This is a genomic window from Paracoccus haematequi (assembly GCF_900631945.1).
Taxonomy (GTDB): Bacteria; Pseudomonadota; Alphaproteobacteria; order Rhodobacterales; family Rhodobacteraceae; genus Paracoccus; species Paracoccus haematequi_A.
Window position 1 is genome coordinate 1 of record NZ_UZWE01000033.1, and the last position, 24,806, is coordinate 24,806.

At 64.9% G+C, this 24,806-nt stretch carries 27 protein-coding genes and 1 tRNA gene; 8 read left to right on the plus strand and 20 right to left on the minus strand.

Translation table 11 applies throughout. The features are described from left to right. Positions 1-78: 78 nt before the first annotated feature. Positions 79-525, plus strand: coding sequence for a recombinase family protein (locus PARHAE_RS11640; protein ID WP_126154792.1), 447 nt, complete (start codon positions 79-81; stop codon positions 523-525). A gap of 84 nt (positions 526-609) precedes the next feature. On the opposite strand, the gene PARHAE_RS11645 is transcribed toward PARHAE_RS11640, so the two are convergent. After that, the gene (locus tag PARHAE_RS11645; RefSeq protein WP_126154793.1) at positions 610-1,884 is read right to left on the minus strand and encodes a hypothetical protein; all 1,275 of its coding nucleotides are present in this window, start codon (positions 1,882-1,884) and stop codon (positions 610-612) included. Positions 1,885-1,954: 70 nt separating this feature from the next. On the opposite strand from PARHAE_RS11645, the gene PARHAE_RS11650 reads away from it, so the two are divergent. Together PARHAE_RS11650 and PARHAE_RS11655 are read left to right on the plus strand one after the other, a co-directional pair. Continuing rightward, positions 1,955-3,316 (plus strand): hypothetical protein, encoded by a 1,362-nt coding sequence (locus PARHAE_RS11650; protein WP_126154794.1) that lies wholly within the window; start codon positions 1,955-1,957, stop codon positions 3,314-3,316. A gap of 177 nt (positions 3,317-3,493) precedes the next feature. Continuing rightward, positions 3,494-4,972 carry a pentapeptide repeat-containing protein gene (locus tag PARHAE_RS11655; protein WP_126154795.1) on the plus strand — a complete coding sequence of 493 codons (1,479 nt, stop codon included), beginning with the start codon at positions 3,494-3,496 and terminating at the stop codon, positions 4,970-4,972. 690 nt (positions 4,973-5,662) lie between these two features. Here the strand turns inward: PARHAE_RS11655 and PARHAE_RS11660 are convergent. From PARHAE_RS11660 to PARHAE_RS21080, 7 genes are all read right to left on the minus strand, one after another. Then, positions 5,663-5,738 (minus strand) — tRNA-Ala (locus tag PARHAE_RS11660). A gap of 34 nt (positions 5,739-5,772) precedes the next feature. Continuing rightward, the gene (locus tag PARHAE_RS11665; protein ID WP_126154796.1) at positions 5,773-7,128 is read right to left on the minus strand and encodes a cytochrome P450; all 1,356 of its coding nucleotides are present in this window, start codon (positions 7,126-7,128) and stop codon (positions 5,773-5,775) included. Beyond that, positions 7,125-8,312, minus strand: a complete 1,188-nt coding sequence (locus PARHAE_RS11670) for an alpha/beta hydrolase family protein (protein WP_126154904.1) — start codon at positions 8,310-8,312, stop codon at positions 7,125-7,127. Before PARHAE_RS11670 ends, PARHAE_RS11665 begins: the two co-directional genes overlap by 4 nt. A gap of 71 nt (positions 8,313-8,383) precedes the next feature. After that, a complete protein-coding gene (locus PARHAE_RS11675; protein WP_126154797.1) occupies positions 8,384-9,052 on the minus strand; it encodes a M48 family metallopeptidase in 669 nt (222 codons plus the stop codon). Between the two features lie 5 nt (positions 9,053-9,057). Beyond that, complete coding sequence (locus tag PARHAE_RS11680; RefSeq protein ID WP_126154798.1) at positions 9,058-9,645, minus strand: DedA family protein; 588 nt, start codon at positions 9,643-9,645, stop codon at positions 9,058-9,060. After that, positions 9,642-10,823 (minus strand): vWA domain-containing protein, encoded by a 1,182-nt coding sequence (locus PARHAE_RS11685; RefSeq protein WP_126154799.1) that lies wholly within the window; start codon positions 10,821-10,823, stop codon positions 9,642-9,644. The genes PARHAE_RS11680 and PARHAE_RS11685 overlap by 4 nt, the downstream gene beginning before the upstream one ends. Next, on the minus strand, positions 10,823-10,987 hold the full coding sequence (locus PARHAE_RS21080; RefSeq protein WP_164555227.1) for a hypothetical protein: 165 nt from the start codon (positions 10,985-10,987) through the stop codon (positions 10,823-10,825). Before PARHAE_RS21080 ends, PARHAE_RS11685 begins: the two co-directional genes overlap by 1 nt. Before the next feature lie 41 nt (positions 10,988-11,028). Here PARHAE_RS21080 and PARHAE_RS11690 point away from each other — a divergent pair, with 41 nt between their 5' ends. Then, positions 11,029-11,238, plus strand: coding sequence for a hypothetical protein (locus tag PARHAE_RS11690; protein WP_126154800.1), 210 nt, complete (start codon positions 11,029-11,031; stop codon positions 11,236-11,238). Here PARHAE_RS11690 and PARHAE_RS11695 read toward each other — a convergent pair. The 5 genes from PARHAE_RS11695 to PARHAE_RS11715 all read right to left on the minus strand — a co-directional run bounded on the left by PARHAE_RS11695 (position 11,205) and on the right by PARHAE_RS11715 (position 16,037). Continuing rightward, positions 11,205-12,548, minus strand: coding sequence for a GH1 family beta-glucosidase (locus PARHAE_RS11695; RefSeq protein WP_126154801.1), 1,344 nt, complete (start codon positions 12,546-12,548; stop codon positions 11,205-11,207). The two genes, PARHAE_RS11690 and PARHAE_RS11695, sit on opposite strands and share 34 nt — an antisense overlap. Before the next feature lie 10 nt (positions 12,549-12,558). Then, on the minus strand, positions 12,559-13,386 hold the full coding sequence (locus PARHAE_RS11700) for a metal ABC transporter permease (protein ID WP_126154802.1): 828 nt from the start codon (positions 13,384-13,386) through the stop codon (positions 12,559-12,561). Then, positions 13,383-14,234: a metal ABC transporter permease gene (locus PARHAE_RS11705; protein WP_126154803.1), complete on the minus strand. Its 852-nt coding sequence runs from the start codon at positions 14,232-14,234 to the stop codon at positions 13,383-13,385. Before PARHAE_RS11705 ends, PARHAE_RS11700 begins: the two co-directional genes overlap by 4 nt. An 85-nt stretch (positions 14,235-14,319) precedes the next feature. Further along, positions 14,320-15,168 (minus strand): manganese/iron ABC transporter ATP-binding protein, encoded by an 849-nt coding sequence (locus PARHAE_RS11710; RefSeq protein ID WP_126154804.1) that lies wholly within the window; start codon positions 15,166-15,168, stop codon positions 14,320-14,322. Then, positions 15,165-16,037: a metal ABC transporter substrate-binding protein gene (locus PARHAE_RS11715; protein WP_126154805.1), complete on the minus strand. Its 873-nt coding sequence runs from the start codon at positions 16,035-16,037 to the stop codon at positions 15,165-15,167. The genes PARHAE_RS11710 and PARHAE_RS11715 overlap by 4 nt, the downstream gene beginning before the upstream one ends. Before the next feature lie 114 nt (positions 16,038-16,151). Here PARHAE_RS11715 and PARHAE_RS11720 point away from each other — a divergent pair, with 114 nt between their 5' ends. Further along, on the plus strand, positions 16,152-16,580 hold the full coding sequence (locus tag PARHAE_RS11720) for a Fur family transcriptional regulator (protein WP_126154806.1): 429 nt from the start codon (positions 16,152-16,154) through the stop codon (positions 16,578-16,580). Then, complete coding sequence (locus tag PARHAE_RS11725) at positions 16,580-16,936, plus strand: YigZ family protein (protein ID WP_126154807.1); 357 nt, start codon at positions 16,580-16,582, stop codon at positions 16,934-16,936. The genes PARHAE_RS11720 and PARHAE_RS11725 overlap by 1 nt, the downstream gene beginning before the upstream one ends. Here PARHAE_RS11725 and PARHAE_RS11730 read toward each other — a convergent pair. The 6 genes from PARHAE_RS11730 to PARHAE_RS21085 form a co-directional block, all read right to left on the minus strand. Continuing rightward, positions 16,933-17,952, minus strand: coding sequence for an LLM class flavin-dependent oxidoreductase (locus PARHAE_RS11730; protein WP_126154808.1), 1,020 nt, complete (start codon positions 17,950-17,952; stop codon positions 16,933-16,935). The two genes, PARHAE_RS11725 and PARHAE_RS11730, sit on opposite strands and share 4 nt — an antisense overlap. Before the next feature lie 114 nt (positions 17,953-18,066). Then, entirely contained in the window at positions 18,067-18,939 is an 873-nt protein-coding gene (locus PARHAE_RS11735; protein WP_126154809.1) for a lysophospholipid acyltransferase family protein, read from the minus strand. After that, the gene (locus tag PARHAE_RS11740; RefSeq protein ID WP_241232787.1) at positions 18,936-19,859 is read right to left on the minus strand and encodes a DMT family transporter; all 924 of its coding nucleotides are present in this window, start codon (positions 19,857-19,859) and stop codon (positions 18,936-18,938) included. Before PARHAE_RS11740 ends, PARHAE_RS11735 begins: the two co-directional genes overlap by 4 nt. A 3-nt stretch (positions 19,860-19,862) precedes the next feature. After that, positions 19,863-20,840 (minus strand): site-specific tyrosine recombinase XerD, encoded by a 978-nt coding sequence (locus tag PARHAE_RS11745; RefSeq protein ID WP_126154810.1) that lies wholly within the window; start codon positions 20,838-20,840, stop codon positions 19,863-19,865. Then, positions 20,837-22,294, minus strand: coding sequence for a hypothetical protein (locus PARHAE_RS11750; protein ID WP_126154811.1), 1,458 nt, complete (start codon positions 22,292-22,294; stop codon positions 20,837-20,839). Before PARHAE_RS11750 ends, PARHAE_RS11745 begins: the two co-directional genes overlap by 4 nt. After that, positions 22,291-22,458, minus strand: coding sequence for a hypothetical protein (locus tag PARHAE_RS21085; RefSeq protein ID WP_164555226.1), 168 nt, complete (start codon positions 22,456-22,458; stop codon positions 22,291-22,293). The genes PARHAE_RS11750 and PARHAE_RS21085 overlap by 4 nt, the downstream gene beginning before the upstream one ends. A gap of 85 nt (positions 22,459-22,543) precedes the next feature. Between PARHAE_RS21085 and PARHAE_RS11755 the strand changes: the two genes are divergently transcribed. Beyond that, entirely contained in the window at positions 22,544-23,134 is a 591-nt protein-coding gene (locus PARHAE_RS11755) for a shikimate kinase (RefSeq protein WP_277600676.1), read from the plus strand. Then, positions 23,131-24,240: a 3-dehydroquinate synthase gene (gene aroB, locus PARHAE_RS11760; protein WP_126154813.1), complete on the plus strand. Its 1,110-nt coding sequence runs from the start codon at positions 23,131-23,133 to the stop codon at positions 24,238-24,240. Before PARHAE_RS11755 ends, aroB begins: the two co-directional genes overlap by 4 nt. Positions 24,241-24,257: 17 nt before the next feature. Here the strand turns inward: aroB and ssb are convergent, their stop codons facing one another. After that, a complete protein-coding gene (gene ssb / locus PARHAE_RS11765) occupies positions 24,258-24,740 on the minus strand; it encodes a single-stranded DNA-binding protein (protein ID WP_126154814.1) in 483 nt (160 codons plus the stop codon). Positions 24,741-24,806: the final 66 nt, after the last annotated feature.

A 24,806-nucleotide genomic window follows, 5' to 3' on the forward strand; every position in this document is an offset into this window, starting at 1 on the left:
CTGGCACCAGTTCCTCGACGACTTCGTTAGCGATCCTGAACTCGCGCAACGCTTCAAGGCTCAACCGCCGCGGTAACAATCGGCCGGTTACGTTCGGTCGCCAAGCGGCAGCAACTTGAGGCTTGCCTGGACTACCTGAGAGAAGGTGACACGCTGATCGTCACCAAGCTGGACCGGCTGGCCCGCAACGTGGCGCACCTGGGGCAACTTGTCGCGACCCTGAAGGCTAAGGGTGTGAGCCTGCGCATTCTGGACCTGGGCCTAGACACCAGCACCCCAACCGGCGAACTGATCCTGAACATGATGGGGGCAGTCGCACAGTTCGAGCGTCAGATGATGCTGGAACGCCAACGGGAGGGCATCGCCAAGGCCAAGGCCGACGGCAAATACAGGGGCCGAGCTCCCACGGCAATGAGACAGGCCCGTAGAGTCCATGAGCTGGCCGCTGAGGGGCTGAAGCGCTCCGACATAGCCCAGAGGCTAGGGCTGTCCGAAAGGTCGGTCTACAGGGCTCTCAGCGTCTAGTTTGGTTAGGTGGGACCGTCTCTCTCCCGACACAGAAATATGGTTCCACCTCCCGACGCGGGATGCTTTTTGAACTGTTTGACATCATTGCCTCCGCAACCTCATTGCTTTGCTCAAAGTCCGCGATAAGCGATGTCTTCGCTCATCACTCCAAGCCAAATCACAGAACTCATAGAACTCACTAATCGATTTGAGTTTGTAAGGGTTGATTATAAAGTGCTTGAGCATTGGATGTATAAATTGGTTCATTTGATAAATAACAAGCTCGCTGTGCTCTTGGTGAACTACGTGTCCGTGAGATAAAGAGTTCCGGCGCTCGGCTAGGTGAAAACCATAGATCGCAGCAAGCTTTGGATCATCGTAAAAGGCTGAAGCTCGCTCCACTAGCTTGGAATACTTTGTGTCTCGGTCTCCTGCTAGGTGCTCCAAAACTCTCCATCCACCTAGGAAAGCCTCATCGACAGAATGATCACTAAACGCGTCATAGTATTTAATGATTGCATCTTCGGCTTTGCGATTAGGGTAAATAGACGATGTTATCTTTCTTAGCCAATCTTTCAAATGCTTCTTGAAGTCTTCGCCACGTCTTGGCAGACGACCAAAAGCAAGGTTTTCCGAGAAGCTCTTGACATGCCAAAACCCTTCAAAAGCTAAATCCCCGTTAGCCGTATGCACTGTCATCTGTGGACCGATATGCACTTTTGCTAAGGGTTGTGGATGTCCGAAGCTTTTAACTCTTGAATGTGGAGCTGTTTCCATAAAAACGATGAGGCCAAGGATAACTCGTATTTCGCGGTAAGTTAATTCATATGCCTCAGTTGCAGAGCGAGCAGCAATGGTTGCCGTGCACCAGCGGGCTTTTTGCAACAGAGTATCGAACCTTGTCTGGTGTTGAGGATAGCGTGCCAGAAGCTTTGCTCTTTCCCTAGCTGCTTTCTTGTAGAAGGAGCTGGATGTTGCGGGAGAAAAGTTAAGAGACACGTTGTTTCTATTAAAGCGACCGATGCATATATTGCTCAGGCCCAGTATAGGGAAAATCACAGAGAATTTCTTGCTGGGTATCTTATCCCGCTCTTTCTTGATTCTAAAGATTGCTTCTTTTAGGGAGCTCTCAGTGATGGTTTGGTGGTCCCGAATGGCTTTCTCAATAAGAATTTTTGCCTCTGTATCGGAGACTTCTGTTATCCTTATATGGGAAAGCAGAACGCTCTCCCATTCAGATAAAGCAAAAAAATCAGTCGTCGAAATGCTTCCGTCTTTATTGACTACCCTACTTTGTGATATTTCCTGAAGAAGATATGGTATATCAGCAGGTGTCTTTTTCCACTCAATCTTCATCTCGGGCTTGTCGCCTTTCATCGTTAACTTCACTGTTTGCGGTTGCTAACGATATGTAGATCAAGCCGCAGACGTTCTAACCAGGAATCACATGCTTAACACTTATCTGACCGCCGAGGCGACCAGGGACCATCTAACTGCTGCTCGAATGGCCACGTTGCTGCACGAGGCCAAAAGCCCGGACGCCGTGGCCTTCCGAGAGGAGGTCTTGCCCCTTTTACACGAGTCCAAAGCAAAGGCTACGCTGGCCCGAGGAGAAAAGCCTCGAAACCCCACACGGAAGGCTTTCGAAAGTCATAGGAAAACACTGGACGCGATCCTGGCCGATCTCATCTGGGCATCCGACAACACTGAGGCGCTGGGCTACTGCTACCGGAGCGCCAATAGACAAGGCTTCACAGACGAAGCGACGGAAGCGACTTCACGAGTCTACGGATGGCAGATGCCTGCTCTTGAGGATGTTGGGCTGCTAGAGCGCATGAAGGGGTTTTCCCGCCTAGAGGATTTCGACGGTGACATTGTTGCGTTCAAAGGCTGGGCAACCCGGATTAGGGCCACACCAGCGCTGCTTGACCTTGCCCAGCGTTATGGCATCAACGCCGCTAACCTTTATGACCATTACGTCAAGCGTAAGGCCGCGCTGAGCCAACCTGTCAGCCTGCGAGGTGGAAAGCACCAGGAAGAACGTGGTCCAATCCTTACCTGTCCGGACACAGAGCAAGTGGCAGAACTGCGGCGACAGGTTGAACGGATCAACGCGATCTACTCTCGTCACCACTTCGAAGGGATGCCAGAGCCCCTGGTTCGAAGAACGTTCAATTGTGCCGATAGCGAAGACTTCGCCTTCAACAAAGGTGGCCGCCTCTACGCTGACTTCCAGGGCATGAGACGTGAAAGCAGGCCAAACATCCGCATCGACGGCCAGGAGGCCGTTGAACTGGACCTGAAGGCATCGCAACTAACCATCCTCTATGGCATCACCAAGACACCAATGCCGGATGGCGACCCTTACGACATAGTCGGGCTGCCGCGATCCGTCGTGAAGGCAATCGTAACAGCCATGATCGGTCTCGGGCATACCAACATCAAGCGCTGGCCTAGTGAGAGCAAGAAACGCCTGATGGGTGAACTTGGGGGCGAACAGCCAATGACCTCCAAGACCTTCGGCAAGGTCTATCCGATCACGGCGACAGCAGCGAAAGTCTTGAAGCGCCATCCGGTCCTGTATCACCTGTCACCGGAAAAGCTGGACTGGGCTGACCTTCAGTTCATCGAAAGCGAGGTGCTGATCTCCACTATCCTTGAGCTCGGAGAGAAATACGACATCCCGGCTCTGCCTATCCATGACAGCATCATCGTTCCCAAATCAGAAGATGAGTGGGGGCACATCTGTCTCGCCAACGCATTCAAGGCGCTTGTCGGGAGGAAGCCCTTAATTGAGATGAAGGGATGACAGAGGCTGGTTAGGCCAGACCTTTGGAACTACCAAAGAAAGTATGATGATAGATGGCAGCGGCCATCACATGACCCCTGGAGGAGCTAGAGGAACCTAGAGCATTACCGTGAACGCTAAGGCACCTACAATCGCAGTGCCTTATGATTATCTCTTGCCCAGAGTAGATGTGATTAAATGCGCAATCTTGAGCCTAAAACAGATAAAAGCCTTTTGAGTTGGTTGGGACTGTCTGACATTCCAGACTGGCGAGTCGCTCGACCGTTGGGATCTATAGTAGGATTTCTCCTTTCATCCATACTGCCTCTTCTCTTAATGTTAGCAGTCATTGCGGCATTTGCAGTGATGTGGCACACCATCAGGCTTGGAATATCTGGTGCGACGCAGGGCATAAATCTCGGCGCAGGTGCTCTAATTGCTACCTTGCTAGGTGCTCCTTTTCTGATATGGTCAACGATCTTGAAGCATCAAACTGTCCGATACCAGAAAGAGGGTCATATTACTGATCGTATAAACAAAGCCGTTGAACAGTTAGGGGCAGAGAAGCCTATTGAACGTATTGGCCGCGCTGTTACTATTTGGACTGGACAGCCAGATCGAGCAGTTGTCTCATCAAGGGTCTTTAAAGCTTGGGCGGATAAGCCGCGAACGAAGTTTTCTGCCCCAGAAGTGAGAGAAGAATACAATCACGAAACTGACGAGGTTGAGCAAGACTCTTGGCGCACGGCTTCTACTTGGCCGGAGGAAAGGACGATCATTCAATGGCAGAATGAGGACGTTAATCTAGAAGGGACCGAAACTGTAGGGGTGGAAGGGGCATGGCAGGTTTTTAAAGAAACGTCTCCAAATATAGAGGTCCGCACTGGAGGAATTTTGTCCTTGGAACGGATTGCACAGGATAGTATCCGTTTTGACAATGGCAGAGATCATGTTCGCATCATGGAAATACTGTGTGCTTACATCAGAGAGAATACTGCAGTTCCAGACTTGGAGGAGAGCGCTGATAGAGTGAGGCCGTTCGTTCCAAGAACCGATGTTCAAATCGCTGTAGATGTCGTTAAACGAAGGAATGCTCAGCAGATTGAAAGGGAAGAGGCGGCTAAATATCGTTTGGATTTACGTCGTAGCGATCTGCGCGGCATGGATATGAGCCGGGGATCATTCAAAGGTGCGATACTAACTAGATGTCGCTTTGAGTTTGCTAACCTGGATGATTCGGATTTTTCCGGCGCACGTTTTGATCACTCGGTCTTGAATTATCTCAGTTGCTACCGAACGTCTTTCGTGGGTGCGAACATGAATTGGTGTAGAATAAACAGGCCGGAGCCGGTTACTGGTGGGTTTGTGGCAAGCGTAAATATGGGAAACTTGACCGGCGTCTCTTTCATCGGAGCAAATATAATTTCACTCCAAGATATAGACAGAAATATTCAAACTTTTGGCACGAAGGATACCCGGCTTTTTGGGGAGCTGGACGAAGTTAGGCAGGAAAATTATAAACTTCGGAAGAACTCCAAATCTCCAAGTGACTCTGATTATAGAACTAAAATGTTTGATGCCTGGTCGGCACATGATTCTAGCGACATGGTAACAGGCCACCTTCTCGCAAAAATGCGCAAATCCCTGGATTTAAATGAGTGGCCATTCAGGGATTAAGGGGCAATTTTAATCCTGTTAGCCAAGGGCTTCGTTCGGGATAGGGTGCTAAGATTAAATATTTCGCTCAGTAGAAATTCCAGACAGTGACCTTCTTCATGGCTAACCTGAAAAATCTCTCTACCTTCGATAGCGTCTGCTACATTAGTTGGCGCTGCAAGAGCTTTGAAACAATCTCTCATAGTATGACAAAAGCCGTCAATGGTTAGCCTTCACTTACCAGTTCGTTATCCTTAACTCACTTGCTGAAAGCAGTTGAGACCGATGCCGCATCAATCGGAAAGTCAGGCTTGCTTGGAGCAAAATTCGAAAATAGCAAGTCGCCCTCGGGGTCTTCAGGCCCCGTTCGGCTACCTATATTGCTTCACTACCAGAAGGATAGTGAGCTAGGAGTCATCGTTTCTTACCTGCAGAAGGACATGGGGCTTGTTGATGTGTGGAATAGTAGCATCCAGAACAACGTCTGACTTCCAGAGGTGATTATTTCCGAAATGGCTGGGCCTTGTGTCCGAGATCACGGCTATCGCCCAGCACGGTTGATGTTGGACTGCATACCTGACAATCCCAGCCTCACTTCGACTGACCGCCTTGCTCAGGATGTGGGCCACGTGTGGGGTATACGTGTGGGTTGCTTCGGGTGACCTCCCAAACAAACCAACCTTTTCAAGCGCTTATGAAAATGATAGAGATTGGTGGAGCCGAGGGGAATCGAACCCCTGGCCTCGTCATTGCGAACGACGCGCTCTACCAACTGAGCTACGGCCCCACTGGCGCCCTTTTTGTCCCGGCAGAGGGGAATGTCAAGCGGGTGAATCGCGGCGGATGCGCGGGGACAGGCGGATCGGGATGCCGTCCTGCCCCCGAACGGTCAGGCGGGCGGCCGGCACCGGGGTGGTCGCGCCGGGGGACAGCTGGAAGGCGGCGGTGAGGCGGGCGAGCATTACCACGCCCTCGATCATCGCAAGGCCCGCGCCGGGGCAGGCGCGTTCGCCCGCCGAAAAGGGCAGGAAGGCGTTGCGGGCGCTTGCGCGGGTTTCGGGGCGGGACCAGCGGCCCGGGTCGAAGGCGTCGGGATCTGTCCACAGCCGCTGGTGCCGATGCAGGTGCCAGGGCGAGAGGACCAGTTGCGCGCCCTGGGGGACCGGGCGACCGCGCATCACGGTCGGCCGGGCCGCTTCGCGCACCATCATCGGGACGGGGGGATACAGGCGCAGCGCCTCGCGGAACACGGCGCGGGTCGTTTGCAGGGCGTTCACGCCTGCCATGTCGGGGGTCAGCGCGGCGGCCTCATGGGCCACGGCCTCCTGCCAGTCGGGATGGGCAGCCAGCAGCCACAGCGCCCAGGCCAGGGCCGAGGCGCTTGTCTCGTGCCCGGCCAGGAAGAAGATCGCCACCTGGTCCACCATCTGGGCTTCCGAAAAGCGGCGGCCGGTCTGCGGGTCGGGGGTGGTCATGATCCGCGTCGCCAGGTCGTCGGGCGCGGTGCCGTCGCGGATGGCCGTCATGCGGCCGGCCACCAGCCCGGCGATCAGGCCGCGGATTTCCGCCGCCGAGCGCCGGGTGCGGCGCGAATGGGGATGCGGCAGCCAGCGGGGCCAGGGCAGCAGCGCGGCCAGGTTCACCACCGGCTGCGCGTTCTGGTGGGCGCGGAAGGCGGCAAAGACCCGTGCGGCGGTGGCGTGTTCGATGGGCATCGAGAAGAGCGCGCGGAAGATCACGTCTGCGGCCGCGAAACTGGCCTCGGGTTCGATGTCCTGTTCGCCGGGGCGCAGGCGGGCGACCAGGGCGTCGGCTGCGGCAAAGATCGCGGGCAGGGTCTGGTGCAGGCGGCCGCTCTCGAAGGCGGGGTCGATGATGCGGCGCTGCGCGGCCCATTGATCGCCATTGGTGACGAAGACCGATTCCCCCAGCAGCGGCGCCAAGCCGGCGCGTAACCGGTTGGATTTCGGGAAATCGCCGGGCCGGTCCCTCAGGATCAGGCGGATCAGGGCCGGGTCGTTGCAGACGAAGCTGTGGATCAGCGGGCTGCGGAATTCGGCCATCCAGGCGCGGTACAGCCGTTCGGGCAGCGCCGACAGCAGGTCGCGGCGGAAGGCGCGGGCAAGGCGCAGGACGCTGCCCTTGCCCTCGGTCGTGCGGGGGCGCGGGGGGATCATGGCAGGCCCGGACCGGGGGGCGTGGCGATGCGGCCGGGCGAGTGTCGGCGGCCCGCGAAGCGGTCGGCCAGCGTGACCGGCCCGGCGGTGATCGCGAAATAGTCGTAATCGCCCGGCCGGTCGAAGGCGCAGAGATATTGCAGGTGCAGCCGGAACCACCGCCACCGCAGCGCCCGCTGCTGCGGCGGCGACAGGGTCCGGCTGAAAGCGGCCGAGACCACCAGCGGCCACCGCTGGCCCGGCCCCGCGACGCCCGTCACGGCGACCGGATCGCACAGCGCGAAGCTGCACGGATCGCCGGGCGCGGTCACGTCCAGCCAGAACAGGTCGGGGTGTTCGGACAGGAAGGCCAGGTCGGCGCGCAGCCGTTGCGCGTGCGGCAGGAACGAGGCCATCGGCACGACTTGGCCCAGCGTCAGCAGCGACAGGGCAGGGCCGGGCACGGCGCCCCGCCGCAGCAGGTCGGCGACCGTGGTCACCGCCAGATAGGCGCCCGAGGAATGGCCGACCACCAGAACCTCGTCCAGATCGTCGGACAGCGCCTCGGCCAGGCGGTCGGTGAACTGCGCCAGCCGCCGTTCCAGATGGGGCGGATAGGCGCCGCGCAGGCTGGCCGCGAAGGCATAGTCGTGCATCAGGTAATAGGCGAACAGGCGATGATCCTGCGCCCTGGCGAAGGCCAGGACGGCCCAGGCCGCGCCCGCCGCGCAGATCGCCGCCAGCCACAACCAGCCGGTCAGCGCCGCGACCGCCCGACCCGTCAGCGCGGCGGCCAGACCGGCGGCGAGGGCCTGCGCCGTCAGAACCGCGACCGGATACAGCGCCGCAAGCACCGGCCCGCGCCGCAGCCGCATCAGCCGCCGCAAAGCCCCCGAGGCCGCATAGATCCAGGCCACGCGGATCATCTGCCCATAGGTCGCCAGGATCCCCGTTCGCATCGACGCCTGCACCAGGTCGGCCCAGACCAGAACCTCGACCTGCGCCTCGGCCTGGCCCTGGGAAAAGCGGGCGCGGGTCCGCCAGCCGAAGCCGCGATCCCCGGCGGGTTTCGCCAGCGTCAGGTCGTATCCGCCGACCTGGGCCTGGCGCTGCGATTCGCGGCGATACAACTCTCGATAGCGGCGGGGGGGCATCGGGTCGAAACCGGGCAGATACAGAACCCGGCGGCGGAAGGGTCGCGTCATCATCAGATCCCGTGCTGCGGGGTGCAGCATAGGACAAGCGCCCCGTGCCACAAGCCCAATCAGCCTTGGCGCTAGCGGGCGGCCTGCGCCTGGATCGCGGCGATGCGCCGGGCGGTGGGGGGATGGGACAGCAGCCAGGCGGGGGCGGTGCCGCGGTTGCCCGTCAGCCGGTCCAGCTTCTGGAACAGCGAGACCTGCGGTTCGGTCCCCAGGCCCGCGCGGATCATCAGGGCGCTGGCGAAGCGGTCGGCCTCGAATTCATCCTCGCGCGACAGACGGGCGGCGACGGCGGTCGCCACGATGCCCGCGATCCAGGCGCCCAGGCCGGGGATGAACCGGCCCAGCACCCCGGCAAGCGCCATGCGGATGGCGTTCTGGCCCGCGAAGTCGATCATCCGCCGCCGGGCATGGCCATGGGCGACGTGCCCCAGTTCATGGGCTACGACGCTGGCCAGTTCCTCGGGCGTGACCTCACCCGCGTCCAGCTTGTCCAGAAAGCCCCGCGTCAGGAAGATCCGGCCGTCCGGGGCGGCAAGACCGTTGACCGGCGCGACCTCGTAGACATGGGCGCGGACCGGGGGCAGGTCCATGGCCCGGCCCAGCCGTTCCAGCATCGGCGTCAGGCGGGGATGGTTCAGCGGCGTCGATTTCTGGTTCAGCTCCTGTTTCAGCCGCCACAGGGAAAAGAACCACATGGCGGCCAGATACAGGATCAGCAGGATGATCGGCGTGTATTTCATGGCCCCTATATGGTCCCGCCGCCCCGCCGGTGCCAGAGCCATCGCAACCCCAGCAGCACGGCGGCAAGGCCAAGCCCGACGGCCACCGCCTTCAGCGCCGCGCCCTCGCTGTGACGAAACCCGCGCGCCATCAGATGGCCCAGAGTCAGGTGCAGCACCGCCCACAGGCATTCGCCCGCAAGGCTGGCAGCGGCGAACCGGCCCGCCGTCATGCCGGTGGCGCCCGCGACATAGTTCGTGGCCGGGCCAAGCGGCGTGATCAGCCAGCGGGACAGGAACACAGCCAGCACCCCGCGCCGGGCGATCAGGGCGCGGGCGCGCCCGAACAGCGCCGCGCGGCGGCTGCCGGGGCGGTTCAGCCAGGGCTCCAGCCGGTGCGCCAGGCCGAAGGCCGCCAGGTCGCCCGCCGTCGCGCCGACAACCGCACCCGCCACCAGTTCCGGCAGCCACAGATGACCCGTCCCCGACAAGGCCCCCGCCGTCAGCAGCAGGGCCGAGGTCGGCAGCGGCACCATCATGCAGGACAGGAAGGCCGAGACTGCCAGCACCAGCGGCCCCCAATGCGGCAGCAGGGCGGCCAGGCCCTGCGTCATCCCAGGATCCGCATGGCCTGGGTCAGCCCGTCCAGCGTCAGCGGCATCATGCGGTTCTCGAAAATCCGCCCGATCATCGCGATGGACTGCGTATGGCCCCAATGCGCCTGCGGGACGGGGTTCAGCCAGACGTGATCGGGCCATGTCTCGGTCGCGCGGCGCAGCCAGACCTCGCCCGCCTCGGGGTTCCAGTGTTCGTTGGCGCCGCCGGGCACCGCGATCTCGTAGGGCGACATCGAGGCGTCGCCCACGAAGATGCATTTATAGTCGCGGCCGAAGCGGTGCAGCACGTCCCAGGTCGGCGTCTGTTCGGTCCAGCGGCGGTGGTTGTCGGTCCACACGCCTTCGTAAAGGCAGTTGTGGAAATAGAAATGCTGCATGTGCTTGAATTCCGCGCGGGCGGCCGAGAACAGCTCGTCCACGACGCGGATATGGTCGTCCATCGACCCGCCCACGTCCAGAAACAGCAGCACCTTGACGGCGTTGCGCCGTTCGGGCCGGGTCTGCACGTCGATATAGCCGTGGTCCGCCGTCGCGCGGATCGTGGCGAGCAGGTCCAGTTCGTCCGCCGCGCCATGCCGCGCCCATTGCCGCAGCCGCTTCAGCGCCACCTTGATGTTGCGGGTGCCCAGATCCACGCTGTCGTCGAAATCGCGGAACTCTCGCTTGTCCCAGACCTTGACCGCCCGGCGGTGGCGGGATTCGTGCTGGCCGATGCGCACGCCTTCGGGATTGTATCCATAGGCGCCGAAGGGCGAGGTGCCCGCCGTGCCGATCCACTTGCTGCCGCCCTGATGGCGGCCCTGTTGTTCGGCCAGCCGCTCGCGCAGCTTGTCCATCAGCGCCTCGAAACTGCCGCTGCCTTGGACTTCTGCCTTCTCGGCATCCGTCAGAAGCTTTTCGGCCAGCTTCTCCAGCCAGTCGCGGGGGATCGCCTGCTCGGTCACAAGGGCCTGGATTGGGATGGTTTCCAGGCCGGAAAACGCCTCGGCGAAGGCGCGGTCGAAGCGATCCAGGTGACGTTCGTCCTTGACCAGCGACAGCCGCGCCAGATGATAGAAGCCGTCCACGGACCAATCGGCCAGACCGGCCTGCATTCCGGCCATCAGGTCCAGCCATTCCCGCAGCGACACCGGAACCCCGTGCCGGCGCAGGCTGTCCAGGAACGGCACGAACATCACATCATCCGATCCAGGATCACGGTGGCGAACAGGCCCAGGACCGCCAAGGCCATGGCAAATCCCGCCGCGTATTGCGCGCGGTCCCGCCGGGTGCCGCCCAACTGCCCGGCGCGGCGCCAGCCGAGGATTGCGCCGATAAGGGCGGCGGCGATGACGATCATGACGGCTCCTTGGGACATGCGCTTGGCTTTCCTGATAGGCCGTGGCGCCATGCTGCGCAACCGGCCGGGCGGGGGCAGAGGTTTTTCCGCTGCCGCCGTTCGGTCCGGTCGATGCGCCCGGCACCATCGACGTGCATCCGCATTTCATGAGCGGCAATGCCCGCCGCTGGATGGGCATCGACCGGCAGGGGGTCCGGCTGGCGGCCTTCTTCGGCGATCACCCGGCCTGGACCGCAGTCGGGCCGCCCTGACCGCGCAGCATCGCGCGGAAGGCGTGCCAACTGGCCTTGGGCGTCCGCAACTGGGTCGCGTAATCGACATGGACCAGCCCGAAGCGCGGACCATAGCCCCAAGCCCATTCGAAATTGTCCAGAAGCGACCAATAGAAGAAGCCGCGCAGATTGACGCCCGCCTCGATCGCCGCGCGGGCGGCGCGCAGGTGGTCGCCGATGAAGGCGACGCGGCGCGGATCGGCGGCGATGTCGGGACCGGCAGCCTCGGCCATGCCGTTTTCGGTGACGACGATCGGCAGGCTGCCGACATGGTCTCGGGACAGGCGGGTCAGGAACTCGGTCAGCCCCTCGGGCCGGATCTCCCAGCCCATCTGGGTCTTGGGCAGGGGGCCGTCCACCGCGCGGTCATGCGGCCACAGCGCGCCGTCGCCCGCGTAAAGCCTGCGGGTGTAATAGTTCACGCCCAGCCAGTCGATGGGCTGGGAAATCCGCTCCATATCGGCTTGCCAGCCCTGCGGCAGGTGCGGTTCCAAACCGTCGAGCGCCCTCTGCGGATAGCCCTGGCCCATGATCGCGCGAATGAACCACTGGTTATAGATCGCGTCCTGCACCTCGGCCGCGCGGATGGCGGCCGGGCCGTCGTCGGCGGGATGCGCGGTTTCGAAATTCAGGACGATGCCCAGGTTCCGCGCGCCACCGGCCCGCAGCGCCTGCGTCGCGGTGCCATGGGCCAGCAGGACATGGTGCATGGCGCGGGCGGCGGCGCGGATGTCGCGCAGGCCGGGGGCGTGGTGGCCCAGGAAATGCGACAGCCAGGCGATGCACCACGGCTCGTTCAGGGTGGCCGTGCTGGCCAGCCGGTCGCCCAGACGCGCATGCAGCGTGGCGCAGTAATCGGCGAAGCGCGCGGCGATGTCGCGGTTCCGCCAGCCGCCGATATCCGACAGCGCGGCGGGCAGATCCCAGTGATAGCAGGTCAGGTGCGGCTGAAGGCCCCGTTCGACCATCCCGTCCACCAGCCGGTCATAGAAATCCAGCCCCTGCGAGTTCACCGTGAGCCCGTCCGGCATCACCCGCGCCCACGAGGCCGAGAAGCGATAGGCCGAAAACCCCGCGTCTCGGATCAGGTCCAGATCTTCCTGCCAGCGGTGGTAATGGTCGCAGGCGATGCTGCCGTCGCTGGCATCCGCGATGGTGCCGGGCGTTGCGGCGAAGGTGTCCCAGTGCGACAGACCCGCGCCGCCATGGCTGGACCCCTCGATCTGATAGGCGGATGCGGCGACGCCGAAGGTGAAGTCGGGCGGGAAGGTCGCACGGTCTGGCAGCATGGTTTCCCCCTTATCCTGTGACGGCGCGGCGGGCGGTCAGTTGCCGCCAGGCGAAGACCAGCGTGAACAGCGCGGTCATCACCACCACGATGGTCGGGGCGGGGGCGCTGTCCAGCCAGAAGCTGATCCAGATGCCCAGCAGGCTTGACCCCGTGCCGATCAGCACCGACAGCGCCAGCATCGCCTGCAAGCGCCGGGTCAGCAGAAAGGCGATCGCCCCCGGCGCGATCAGCAGCGACACCGACAGGATGATGCCCACCGCCGACAGCATGGCGACGACCACGGCGGAAATCATCGCCAGCATCCCGTAATGCAGCCATGCGACCGGCAGCCCGGCCACCCGCGCCTGCACCGGATCGAAGACCAGCAGCGCGAAGTCCCGCCATTTCAGGACCAGCACCAGCGCCACCACGGCCGAGATCGACCCGGCCGAGATGAAGTCCTCGCGGCCTACGCCCAGGATATTGCCGAACAGGATATGGTCCAGATGCACGTCGGTCGGGAACTGCGTATAGATGACGATCCCCAGGCCGAACATGCCCGACATGACCACGCCCAGGGTGGTGTCGGGTTTCACCCGGCTGTTGGCGTCCAGCCAGCCCGCCGCAAGCGCGCAGATCATTCCCGCCACGAAGGCGCCGATCAACAGCGGGATGCCCGCCAGATAGGCGATGACGATGCCCGGCAGCACCGCGTGGCTGATGCCGTCGCCCATCAGCGCCCAGCCGCGCAGCACCAGGAAGCAGCTGAGCAGCGATGCGGGAATCGCGACGATGACGGCGATCAGCAGCGCATCGACCATGAAGGGGAAGGCGAAGGGGGCGGTCAACCAGGTCATCGCACAGCCTCCCGGATGCGGCGGCGGGTGGCAAGGATGCCGTGGGTCGGCGCGAAGGCGAAGGCCAGCAGGAAGATCAGCGTCTGCATGACGACGATGATGCCCCCGGTCGCGCCGTCGAGAAAGAAGCTGAGATAGGCGCCAATACCCGAGGTCAGCGCGCCGATGGCGACCGACAGCGCGATCAGCCGCGGAAAGCGGTCGGTCAGCAGATAGGCGGTGGCGCCGGGCGTCACCACCATGGCGATGACCAGGAAGGCGCCTACGGTCTGCATGGCCGCGACGGTCGAGGCCGCCAGCAGCGTGAAGAACAGGACGCGCAGCCGCCCCGGATGCAGGCCGATGGTGCGGGCATGGCTTTCGTCGAAGAACACCACCATCAGGTCGCGCCATTTCGCCAGCAGCACCACCAGCGACACCCCGCCGATGATCGCCAGTTGCAGCGTGTCCGCGGGCGAGATCGCCAGGATATTGCCCATGGTGATCGCCTGAAGATCGACCGAGACCGGATTGAGCGAGATCATGAACAGCCCGATCCCGAAGAAGCCAGTGAAGATCAGCCCGATGATCGCGTCCTCTTTCAGCCCGGTGCGGCTGTTCAGGAACAGCATGGTCAGCGCCGCCAGCCCGCCGGACAGGAAGGCGCCAAGCGCGAAGGGCAGGCCCAGCATATAGGCGCCCGCCACGCCCGGCACGATGGAATGCGACAGAGCGTCGCCGATCAGGCTCCAGCCTTTCAGCATCAGATAGGCGGACAGGAAGGCGCAGACCCCGCCGACCAGGGCCGAGACCCAGATGGCGTTCGCCATGTAGCCGTAGGTAAAGGGGATCAGCAGGGTATCCATCATCAGCGCTGCGCCTTTTGCGTCCCGCGGCGGCGGGGGGCCAGCCCCCCGGACCCCCCGGGATATTTGGACCAAGGCAAAGAAGCCATCATTCGCCGTCCTTCCTGCGGGCCCGTTGGTCATAGAAGACCAGCGGGCGTTCGTCGTCGGTGAACACGTCCAGGCTACGGTGGTCGGCGTCGTCGTGCAGGTCGGTGCCGCCCAGCACGAAATGGCGCAGGACGCCGCCGAAAGCCTGGCGCAGGTTTTCCGGCGTGAAGGTCGTCTCGGTCGGGCCGCTGGCCAGCACGGTGCCCTTCACCATCACCACGCGGTCGCAATATTCGGGCACGGATCCCAGGTCATGGGTCGAGACCAGCATCACCCGTCCTTCCTGCCGCAGATCCTTGAGCAGGGCGATGATCGCCTCTTCGGTCTTCACGTCGACGCCGGTGAAGGGTTCGTCCAGCAGGATCACCTGGGCTTCCTGGGCGATGGCGCGAGCCAGGAAGACGCGCTTTTTCTGGCCGCCGGACAGCTCGCCGATCTGGCGGCTTCGGAAATCGGTCATGCCGACGCGCGCGAGGGCCGCATCCACCGCCTGCCGGTCGGCGGGGCGGGCGCGGCGGAAAAAGCCCATGTGGCCGTAGCGGCCCATCATCACCACGTCCTGAACCAGGACGGGGAAGGTCCAGTCCACCTCCTCGGCTTGGGGGACATAGGCGACGAGGTTTCTGGCCAGGGCCTGTTCGACACTGCCGCCCAGGATGCGGACCTGCCCGGATTCGCGGGGCAGAAGGCCCATCAGCGCCTTGAACAGCGTCGATTTGCCGGCGCCGTTCACGCCCACAAGCGCGGTGACGGATCCCTGCGGCACGGTAAAGCTGGCGTCGCGCAGGGCCGTCACGCCGCTGCGATAGGCGACGGTCAGGTTCTGGACCTCGATCCCCTGGATCATTCGCGCAATCCGTTCACGATGGTTTCCGAGGTGACGCGCAGCAGGTCCAGATAGGTCGGCACCGGGCCGCCTGCTTCGGACAGGCTGTCCACATACAGCACGCCGCCATAGCGGGCGCCGGTTTCCGCCGCGACCCGACGCGCCGGGCGGTCCGACACGGTGGATTCCGAGAACACCACGCCCACGTCGTTTTCGCGCATCACGTCGATCACATGGCGCACCTGCTGGGGCGTGCCCTGTGCATCGGCGTTGATCGGCCACAGGTAAAGCTCGCGCAGGCCGAAATCGCGGGCGAGATAGGAGAACGCGCCCTCGGACGTGACCAGCCAGCGGCGATCCTGGGGCAGAGCGCGGGCGGCGTCGCGCAGCGGCGCGATGGTGTCGGCGATCTGGGTCTTGTAGGCTTGGGCATTGGCGCGATAGGTCGCGGCGTTTTCGGGATCGGCCCCGGCCATCGCCGCGGCGATGTTGTCCACATAGATCAGCGCCGAATCCAGCGACATCCAGGCATGGGGGTTGGGCTTGCCGTCGTAATCCCCCCCGGCGATCGAGATCGGCTGGATGCCGTCGCTGACCACGGCGACAGGCACATCGCCCAACTGGTCGATGAACTGCTGGAACCAGCTTTCCAGGTTCAGCCCGTTCATCAGGATCAGATCCGCATCCGCCGTGCGCACCAGGTCGCCGGAGGTTGGCTGGTAGTTGTGAATTTCGGCCCCTGGCTTGGTGATCGATTCCACCTCTGCCGCGTCGCCCGCCACGTTGCGGGCCATGTCGGCGATGATCGTGAAGGTCGTTGCGACCTTCAGCTGGTCGGCCTGCGCGGGCAGGGCAGTCAGAGCGAAGGCCAGGGCAAGGGGCAGTTTCATCGGTCTTTATTCCAATCTCGATCCAACCATGGCGCAGTTATGTGCGAATGACTCTCAACTGTCAAGAGTTGAGAATTAGTTGCAACTGGGCGCCGGATGCTGCATGACGGATTCATGGAAAACCGTGCTTCACAATTGGAACAGGCTTTGCGGCGCGCCGGGGTGCGCGTGACGCGGCAGCGCGCGGCGTTGCTGCGGGTGATCGCGGCCAGCGAGGATCATCCCGACGCCGCCGAACTGCACCGCCGGGCCGAGGCTGCGGGCGCGGGCGTGTCGCTGGCGACGGTCTATCGCACGCTCACCACGTTGCAGACCCAGGGCGTCATCGACAAACTGGAATTCCAGGGCGAACCGGCCCGATGGGAGGCTGCGGACCAGCGGCACCACGACCACATGATCGACCTGGATACGGGCGAGGTGATGGAGTTCACCAACGACCGCATCGAACGCCTGCAGGCCGAGATTGCGGCCGAGATGGGATATGACATCGTCCATCACCGGCTGGAGCTGTATGTGCGGCGGCGCGGCAGCCCCGGCGCGTGATGCAGGTCTTCGACAAGATCATCTCGGATCGGGGGTCGCGCTATGCGGTGTCGGGCGGGGCGGCGGCCAGCCGGGCCGAGGTCGCGGCGCTGCTGGCGGAACTGACGCGCGACAAGCGGTTCGCCAAGGCCACGCATCACAGTTGGGCGGCGGTCCTGGCGGGCGAGCCGGTCAAAGACGACGACGGCGAAGCGGGTGCCGGTGCGCTGATCCTGCAAATGCTGGAGCGCGCCGGGCTGCGCGATCAAGCGGTGATCGTGACCCGCTGGTATGGCGGCAAGCATCTGGGCGGCGACCGCTTCCGCCATGTGGCGGAGGCGGTCAGGATTTATCTGCGCGAGACCGGCTTGGGTTAGCGCCAGCCAAGCGCCGGGGCGACGTGGCGCAGGATGCTGTCCAGCACATGGACGTTGTAATCCACGCCCAGCATGTTCGGCACCGTCAGCAGCAGGGTATCGGCCTCGGCGATGGCCTCGTCGTCGCGCAACTGGTCCACCAGGCAGTCGGGTTCGTCGGCATAGCTGCGCCCGAACACGGCGCGATAGTTGTCGATGTTGCCGATCTGGTCGCTGTCCTTGCCGCCGCGCCCGAAATAGCGGCGGTCCATGTCGTTGACCAGGGCGAAGATCGACCGGCTGACCGACACGCGCGGGGTCCGCCGATGGCCCGCAGCCTTCCAGGCGTCGCGATAGATGCGGATCTGGCGGGCCTGCTGGACATGGAACGGCTCGCCCGATTCATCCACTTTCAGGGTCGAGCTTTGCAGGTTCATGCCCATCCGCGCCGCCCATTCAGCCGTCGCGTTCGAGGCCGATCCCCACCAGATCCGGTCGCGCAGACCTTCGGAATGGGGTTCCAGCCGCAACAGGCCCGGCGGGTTCGGAAACATCAGGCGCGGGTTCGGCCGCGCGAAGCCCTTGCCCTCAAGCTGTTGCAGGAACACCTCGGTATGACGGCGGGCCATGTCTTGGTCGGTCTCGCCCTCGGCGGGGTGATAGCCGAAGTGGCGCCAGCCATCGACGACCTGTTCGGGGCTGCCCCGGCTGATGCCCAGTTGCAGCCGCCCGCCCGAGATCAGGTCGGCCGCCCCCGCGTCCTCGACCATGTACAGCGGGTTTTCATAGCGCATGTCGATGACGCCGGTGCCGATCTCGATCCGGCTGGTGCGCGCGCCGACGGCCGCCAGCAGCGGGAACGGAGAGGCCAGTTGGCGGGCGAAGTGATGCACGCGGAAATAGGCGCCATCCGCGCCCAGCTCCTCGGCCGCAACCGCCAGATCGATGGATTGCAGCAGCACGTCCTGGGCGGTGCGGACCTGGGATCCGGGTTCCGGCGACCAGTGGCCGAAGGACAGAAAGCCGATCTTCTTCATGAATTTCCCTTGCTGCGCGGGATTGCGCGTTACCGGGGATGTAGGGTCCGGCCCCGCGCCGCCGCAAGGTTCACCGGCGCGCAGGGGCTGTGCGCCGATGTGCGCACCGACCCGTCACTTCCAGCGGCGGTGGACCCAGAACCACTGGTCCATGTGGCGGCGGACCAGCATCTCCAGATCGTCGTTCAGCGCCTGCATCATCGCGGCGGGATCGCTGTGCGGGACCGGATCGCCGACATGGACGCGGAACCGCAGCCCGTCCGGGCAGCGGATGCCGTGGACCGGGATCAGCAAGGCGTCGTATCGCAGCGCAAGCTCGGCGGGGGTCAGGACCGTGCGGCTGGGCAGGTCGAAGAAGCGCAGTTCCGGGGCGTGGCGGTCGTATTGGTCGAAGCCCAGGGCCAGCCAGCCGCCGCCCTTCAGGAACCGCAGCATCGAGGCAAGGCCCGACCGGCCGCGCGGGAACAGCGGCTCGGCGATGGCGGTGATAGCGGGGATGTAGTGGCGGTTGAACGCCTCGTTGTTCATCGGACGGTACAGCGCGCCGACCGGCCAGCCGCGCCCGGCAAGCGCCGCGCGCATGGCGTCGTAATTGCCGAAATGCGCGCAGGCGATGATGACCGGGCGATGCGCGTCGAAGGCGGCCTCCAACGCGGGCAGGCCGGGGCCTTCCAGCGGGTCGGCGTCGCGGATCCGGGCGGTGAATTCCTCGCCCGAATAGATCTCGGCCACCGACCGCCCGGCATTGTCGGGGACGGCGCGGGTCAGGGCCTTGACCTCGGCTTCGGTCAGGTCGGGGCGCGCCAGGGCCAGGTTGTCGCGGATCCGCCGGCGCCAGCCTGCCAGCGGGCCCAGAACATGCCCGAACAGCCAGCCGACCGCAGGGATGCGTCTTTCGTAGGGCAGCAGCCGGGCCAGCCCGATCACCGACAGGAAGGCGGCATTGGCGATGCGGTCGGACAGGGGAGGCGTGTCGGGATGGCTCATGGCATTCTCCGCGCCGCGCGGGATTCGCGCGACCAGACATAGAGGCCCGCCGCGACGATCAGCCCGGCGCCCGCGACCGTGAACGGATCCGGCAACTGCCCGAACAGCAGCCAGCCCCACAGCCCCGCCCAGACCAGCCCGGTATAGCCGAAGGGGGCCAGCACGCCCGCCTCGGCCGTGGCGAAGGCGCGGACCAGCAGATACTGGCTGAGCGTGCCGAAGATCCCCAGCAGCGCGAAGGCCCACAGGTCGGCCATGGCGATGGGCTGCCAGACGAAGGGCACCACCAGCGATGTCAGCGCGCTGCCCACCACCGCCGACCACATGACCGAGGTCGCGACCGAATCCGCCCGCGCCATCCGCGTCAGCAGCGCGCCCGCGGCATAGGTGAAGGCCCCCGCCAGCGGCAGCAGGGCGGCGGGCTGGAAGACGCCCAGGCCGGGGCGGATGATGATCAGCGCGCCGATCAACGCCACGCCGATGCCCGCCAGCCGCCGGGGGCCGATCCTCTCGCCCAGGAACAGTGCGGCGCCCAGGGTGATCAGGACGGGGTTCAGGTCCATGATCGCGGTCGCCTCGGCCAGGCCGATATATTGCAGCGAACTGAAGAACAGCCCGACCGAGCCAAGCTGCATCAGCGCGCGGGAAAATTGCAGGCAGGGGCGGCGGGTGCGCATCAGCGGAAACATCGCGTCCCGGAAGATCACCGCGAAGATCGCCAGGTTGCCGACGAAGCGCGCCCAGACCACCTGCGCCGGGTGATAGGTCTGGGTCAGGTGCTTGGCGGTCGCGTCCATCAGCGTAAATCCCAGGATCGCGGCCAGGATCAGGGCGATGCCCGCCGTCTGCGCGTTGGCGGGCCTGCCCGTCGCAGGGTTTTTCCGCCCCATCAGGGCAAAGGCCCGCGCCAGAACCTGCATTCCCTATTCCCCCGCTTCCCGTCCCGCCTTCCTAGAGACGGCGGGGGCCTGGGCCAAGGGGTGATGGGTCAGGACCAGGTCGCGCATCCGTTCGTCCAGGACATGGGTATAGATCTCGGTCGTGCCCAGGTCGGCATGGCCCAGCAGGGTCTGGATGGACCGCAGGTCGGCCCCGCCTTGCAGCAGATGCGTGGCGAAGGCGTGGCGGATCACATGCGGCGTGACGCGGGCGGGGGACACGCCCGCCGCCACCGCCATGTCGTTCAGCAGCCGACCGAAGGTCTGGCGCGGCATGTGCCCCGCCGCGCCGGGGGCGGGAAACAGCCAGCGCGCGCCCTTGCCCGCGACCAGGCGGCCCAGCGGGCTGTCCTTGGGCGCGTTGTCGCGGACCGCAAGCCAGGCCGACAGGGCGCGCCGGGCGGGCGGCGTCAGGGGCACCATACGTTCCTTGTCGCCCTTGCCGCGGATCAGCAGCACATGGGGATCGCCCCGGCAGGCGGCGGCGGGCAGCGACACCAGCTCGCTGACGCGCATCCCGGTCGCATACAGAAGCTCGATCAGGCACAGGTTGCGCGCCTGATCGGCGGGGTGGCGCCCGATCCGGGGCGCGGCGGCCAGAAGGGCGTCGATCTCGTCCCGGTCCAGCGTCTTGGGCAGGCGCTTGGCCCGGCCCGGCCCGCTGATGCGGATCGCGGGATCGTCGTCGCGCCAGCCTTCCTCCAGCGCGAAGCGGGTGAACTGGCGGATCGAGGACAGCCGCCGCGCCCGCGTGGCCCGCGACAGGCCCTGAGCGTCGCAATGGGTCAGGTAATCTTCGACCCGTTCGCGGGTCAGGTCGGCCAAGGCCAGCCTGCGCGCGGCCAGCCAGTCGGACAGGTCGCGCAGGTCGCGGCCATAGGCCAGCACGGTGTTGCGCGCCGACCCGGATTCGGCGGCCTTGGCGTCCAGAAAGGCCGATATGGCGCGATGATCGGCAATCACGGGCTGGGCCGCATGACGGGCAGCAGCGACAGTTGCGCGGCGGCCAGGTCGGCCTCGGCCCCCAGCCCCAAGGCGCGCAGCATGGCCAGACCGCGCCCGGCGCGGGCCATGTCGCCGTCCAGGCCCGCGTCCACATCGGCCATGGCGGTCAGCAGCGCCTCGCCCCTTTGGGTGGCGGGCGGCTCGACGGCTTCGGCGTTCAGCGCGGGGTCCAGGACCAGCGGCATCGGCACCGGCAGCCCCTGCCACTGGCGCAGGATCGTGGCGATCTCGGCCGACCGGCCTTCGCCCCCCTGCGGCAGGTCGGCAGCGATCATCGCGGCCAGCACATCGGCCATGCCCGCCTTGCGGAATTCGTCGAAGGCAGCCGGCAGCGCGGGCGAGGGATCGCCGCCCGCCAAGGCGGCCTCCAGCGTGCGCATCGCGCCCGCACGTTCCCAGACCCCGCCCGAGGCGGCGGGTTTCTGTTCGCTGTACAGCGCGCGCAGCGCGGCGGGGGACATCGCCCCGGCGCGGGCCAGCCGCTCGGCCGCGTCCAGCCGGGCCTTCCAGCCGTTGTTCGGGCGCAGATCGGAATGGGCGAAGGCGATCGGCAGCGAGGATGTCGGCAGCGGCTGGCCGATCGCCTCGTGGATGCGGAAATCCAGGGGCGTCATGCGGTCCGACGGCGGCAGCATCTGGTCGCTGTCCACATAGGCATCGTCCAGGAAATGCGTCAGCAGCACCGCCTGGCCCTGATCCAGCAGGCCCAGCGTCTCTGCCCCGTGCAGGCTGATCGCGGCGGCGGCCCAGTCGCCCGTCTGCGCCAGGCAGAAGATCCGCGCGGCGAAGCTGGGGGCGATGCCGGGGGTGGTGTTCATGATTTCGCAGGCGCGCGCCTCGTCCCCTTCCAGCAGGGCGATGTCGAACAGACGGCGAAAGATCTCGGGCGTGGTGGGTCCGGCGGCGGTCAGCAGGGCCTGCGCCCGGTCCACCGCGCCCGCGTCCAGCAGGCGGTCGGCGCGGGCCAGGAACAGCGTGCCCGGCGGCGCGTCGGCCTGGCTGGGCGGGGTCAGCTGCGTGGTCAGCAGGCGGTCCAGCAGCGCGTTCATCGCGGGCAGCCGCGCCGGGGTGCGCAGGATCAGCCCGGCCAGCGTGGCGGCGCTGCTGCCCGCCCACAGATCGGCCGGAAGCCCCGCCTTGCGCGGCGTCTTCAGGCCCACCGTGTCGGGGTTGCCGATGCCCAGGCGCGTGACCTGGACCGGCCCGACCTCGCCCGTGGTGGCCACCGGCTTGGGACCGGGCGCGCCCGGAACGCCGGGAGGCGGCGCATCGCCGGGCCGCCAGGCCGAGCTTTCGCGGTCGGGCCCGCGCACGCTGCCCGACAGCCAGTCGCTGGCCGACAGAGGTTGCTGGGCCTGGGCGGGCAGGGCCAGACCAAGCGCCAGGGCAAGGGGCAGCAGGCGATGGCTCACTCGGTCGCGGTCCCGGTTGCGGGGGCGGCGGGGGCCGCCGGGGCGCCGCTGACGGGGCTGCGCACTTCTGACCGGACCGGCTGCATGTCGCCGAAATAGGCATAGCCCGCCAGGCCGACCACCGCCGCCACGATCAGCACCACCAGAACCTTGAGCAGCCGCATCGAATTCGCCTCGTTTCTTTGTCGTTTGCGCTTGCGGCCGGTCTTTTGCCGGCCTGACCGGAATATATATGGCATTTTCCGAAAGATCACGCCATTCAGTCGGGCCAAGAAACGGGGGACAGACATGCGCCAGCGTCTGGGGCGCCATATCGTGCTGATCGGAATGATGGGGGCGGGTAAGACCGCGCTTGGGTCGGAACTGGCTCGGCGGCTGCACGTCCCCTTCACCGATTCGGATGTCGAGATCGAGACGGCGGCCGCCATGTCCATTTCCGAAATCTTCGCCCGCGACGGAGAGGCCTTCTTCCGCGACCGAGAGGCGCAGGTGATCGCCCGGATCCTGCGGGAATCGCCGCGCGTGATCTCGACCGGCGGGGGGGCTTGGATGCAGGACCGCAACCGCGCGGCCATCGGCGCGGCAGGCATGTCGGTCTGGCTGTCCTGCGACTTGGACACGCTGTGGCACCGCGTCCGCCAGCGCAGCACCCGGCCCCTGCTGCAAACCGCCGATCCCAAGGGCACGCTGGCGCGGCTGCTGGCCGAGCGGAACCCCACCTATGCCCTGGCCGAACTGACCTTTCCCGCCCGCCCCGGCGACAGCGTGGATGCCGCGACGACGCGGCTGCTGGACGCCATCCGAACCGCCGATCCCGCCCTTGTGACCGAGACGCCATGACCTCTGATCCCGTTACCGTCCATGTTCCCCTGGACGACCGCGCCTATGACGTGCGCATCGGCCCCGGCCTGATCGACCGCGCGGGCAGTGAAATCGCGCCCCTGCTGCGTCGCCCCCGCGTGGCCATCGTCACCGACGAAACCGTGGCCGGGCTGCATCTGCCGCGCCTGCAAGCCGCGCTGAAGGCCGAAGGCATCGCGTCCGAGGCGCTGACGCTGCCTGCGGGCGAAGCCACGAAAAGCTGGCCGCACCTGACCGCCTGCGTCGAATGGCTGCTGGAACAGCGGGTCGAACGCCGCGACATCGTGGTGGCCTTCGGCGGCGGCGTGATCGGCGACCTGGTGGGCTTTGCCGCCGCGATCCTGCGTCGGGGCGTGCGCTTCGTGCAGATCCCCACCACGCTGCTGGCGCAGGTGGACAGCAGCGTCGGCGGCAAGACCGGCATCAACAGCCCGCATGGCAAGAACCTGATCGGCGCCTTCCATCAGCCCTCGCTGGTTCTGGCCGACATCGCGGTGCTGGACACGCTGAGCCCGCGCGATTTCCTCGCAGGCTATGGCGAGGTCGCGAAATACGGCCTGCTGGGCGACGCGGATTTCTTCGAATGGCTGGAAGCGAACGCCCCCCGCCTGCGCGACGATCTGACGCTGCGCCAGCACGCCGTGGCCCATTCGGTCGCCATGAAGGCCGGGATCGTCACGCGCGATGAAACGGAACAGGGCGAACGGGCGCTGCTGAACCTGGGCCACACCTTTGGCCATGCGCTGGAATCCGCGACCGGCTATTCGTCCCGCCTGTTGCATGGCGAAGGCGTGGCGGTCGGCTGCGCGCTGGCCTTCGATCTGTCGGCCCGGATGGGCCTGTGCAGCCAGGAAGCGCCGTCGCGGGTGCTGGAACACCTGCGCCGGATGGGAATGCCCGCCGCGATCCGCGATATTCCGGGCGATCTGCCCGACGATGCGGCGCTGATCGCGTTGATGGGGCAGGACAAGAAGGTCGTTGACGGCCGCCTGCGATTCGTCCTGGCGCGCGGCATCGGCGAGGCTTTCGTCAGCGACGAGGTGCAGCCCGACACCCTGGCTGCCGTGCTGCGGGACGCCCGCTAGGGCGCCCCGACCGCAGATCAGAACGGGATTTCGTCGTCGTAATCGCTGCGGCTGCTGCCGCCCTTGTTGCCGCCGCCCGAGGACGAGCCGCCCCGGTCGTAATCGTCATAACCGCCGCTGTCGCGGCCGGCGCCGCCGGCGGATCCGCCCCGGCCTTCCAGCATCGTCAACTCGCTGCGATAGGGGCGCAGGGCGACCTCGGTCGTATAGCGGTCGGCGCCGGACTGATCCTGCCATTTCCGGGTCTCAAGCTGACCCTCGACATAGATCTTGCTGCCCTTCTTCAGATATTGCTCGGCCACGCGGACCAGAGGTTCCGAATGGATGACGACGGAATGCCATTCCGTCCGCTCCTTGCGTTCGCCGGTATTGCGGTCCTTCCACGTCTCCGAGGTGGCGATGCGCAGGTTCGCGATCTTGCCGCCATTCTGAAAGGTGCGGATTTCGGGATCGGCGCCCAGATTGCCGATCAGGATGACCTTGTTGACGCTGCCTGCCATGACGTTTTCCTGCAAAGATGGTCTTGCGACGGGTCTAGCGCAGCCCCCGCCGCGATGCAAATGCGC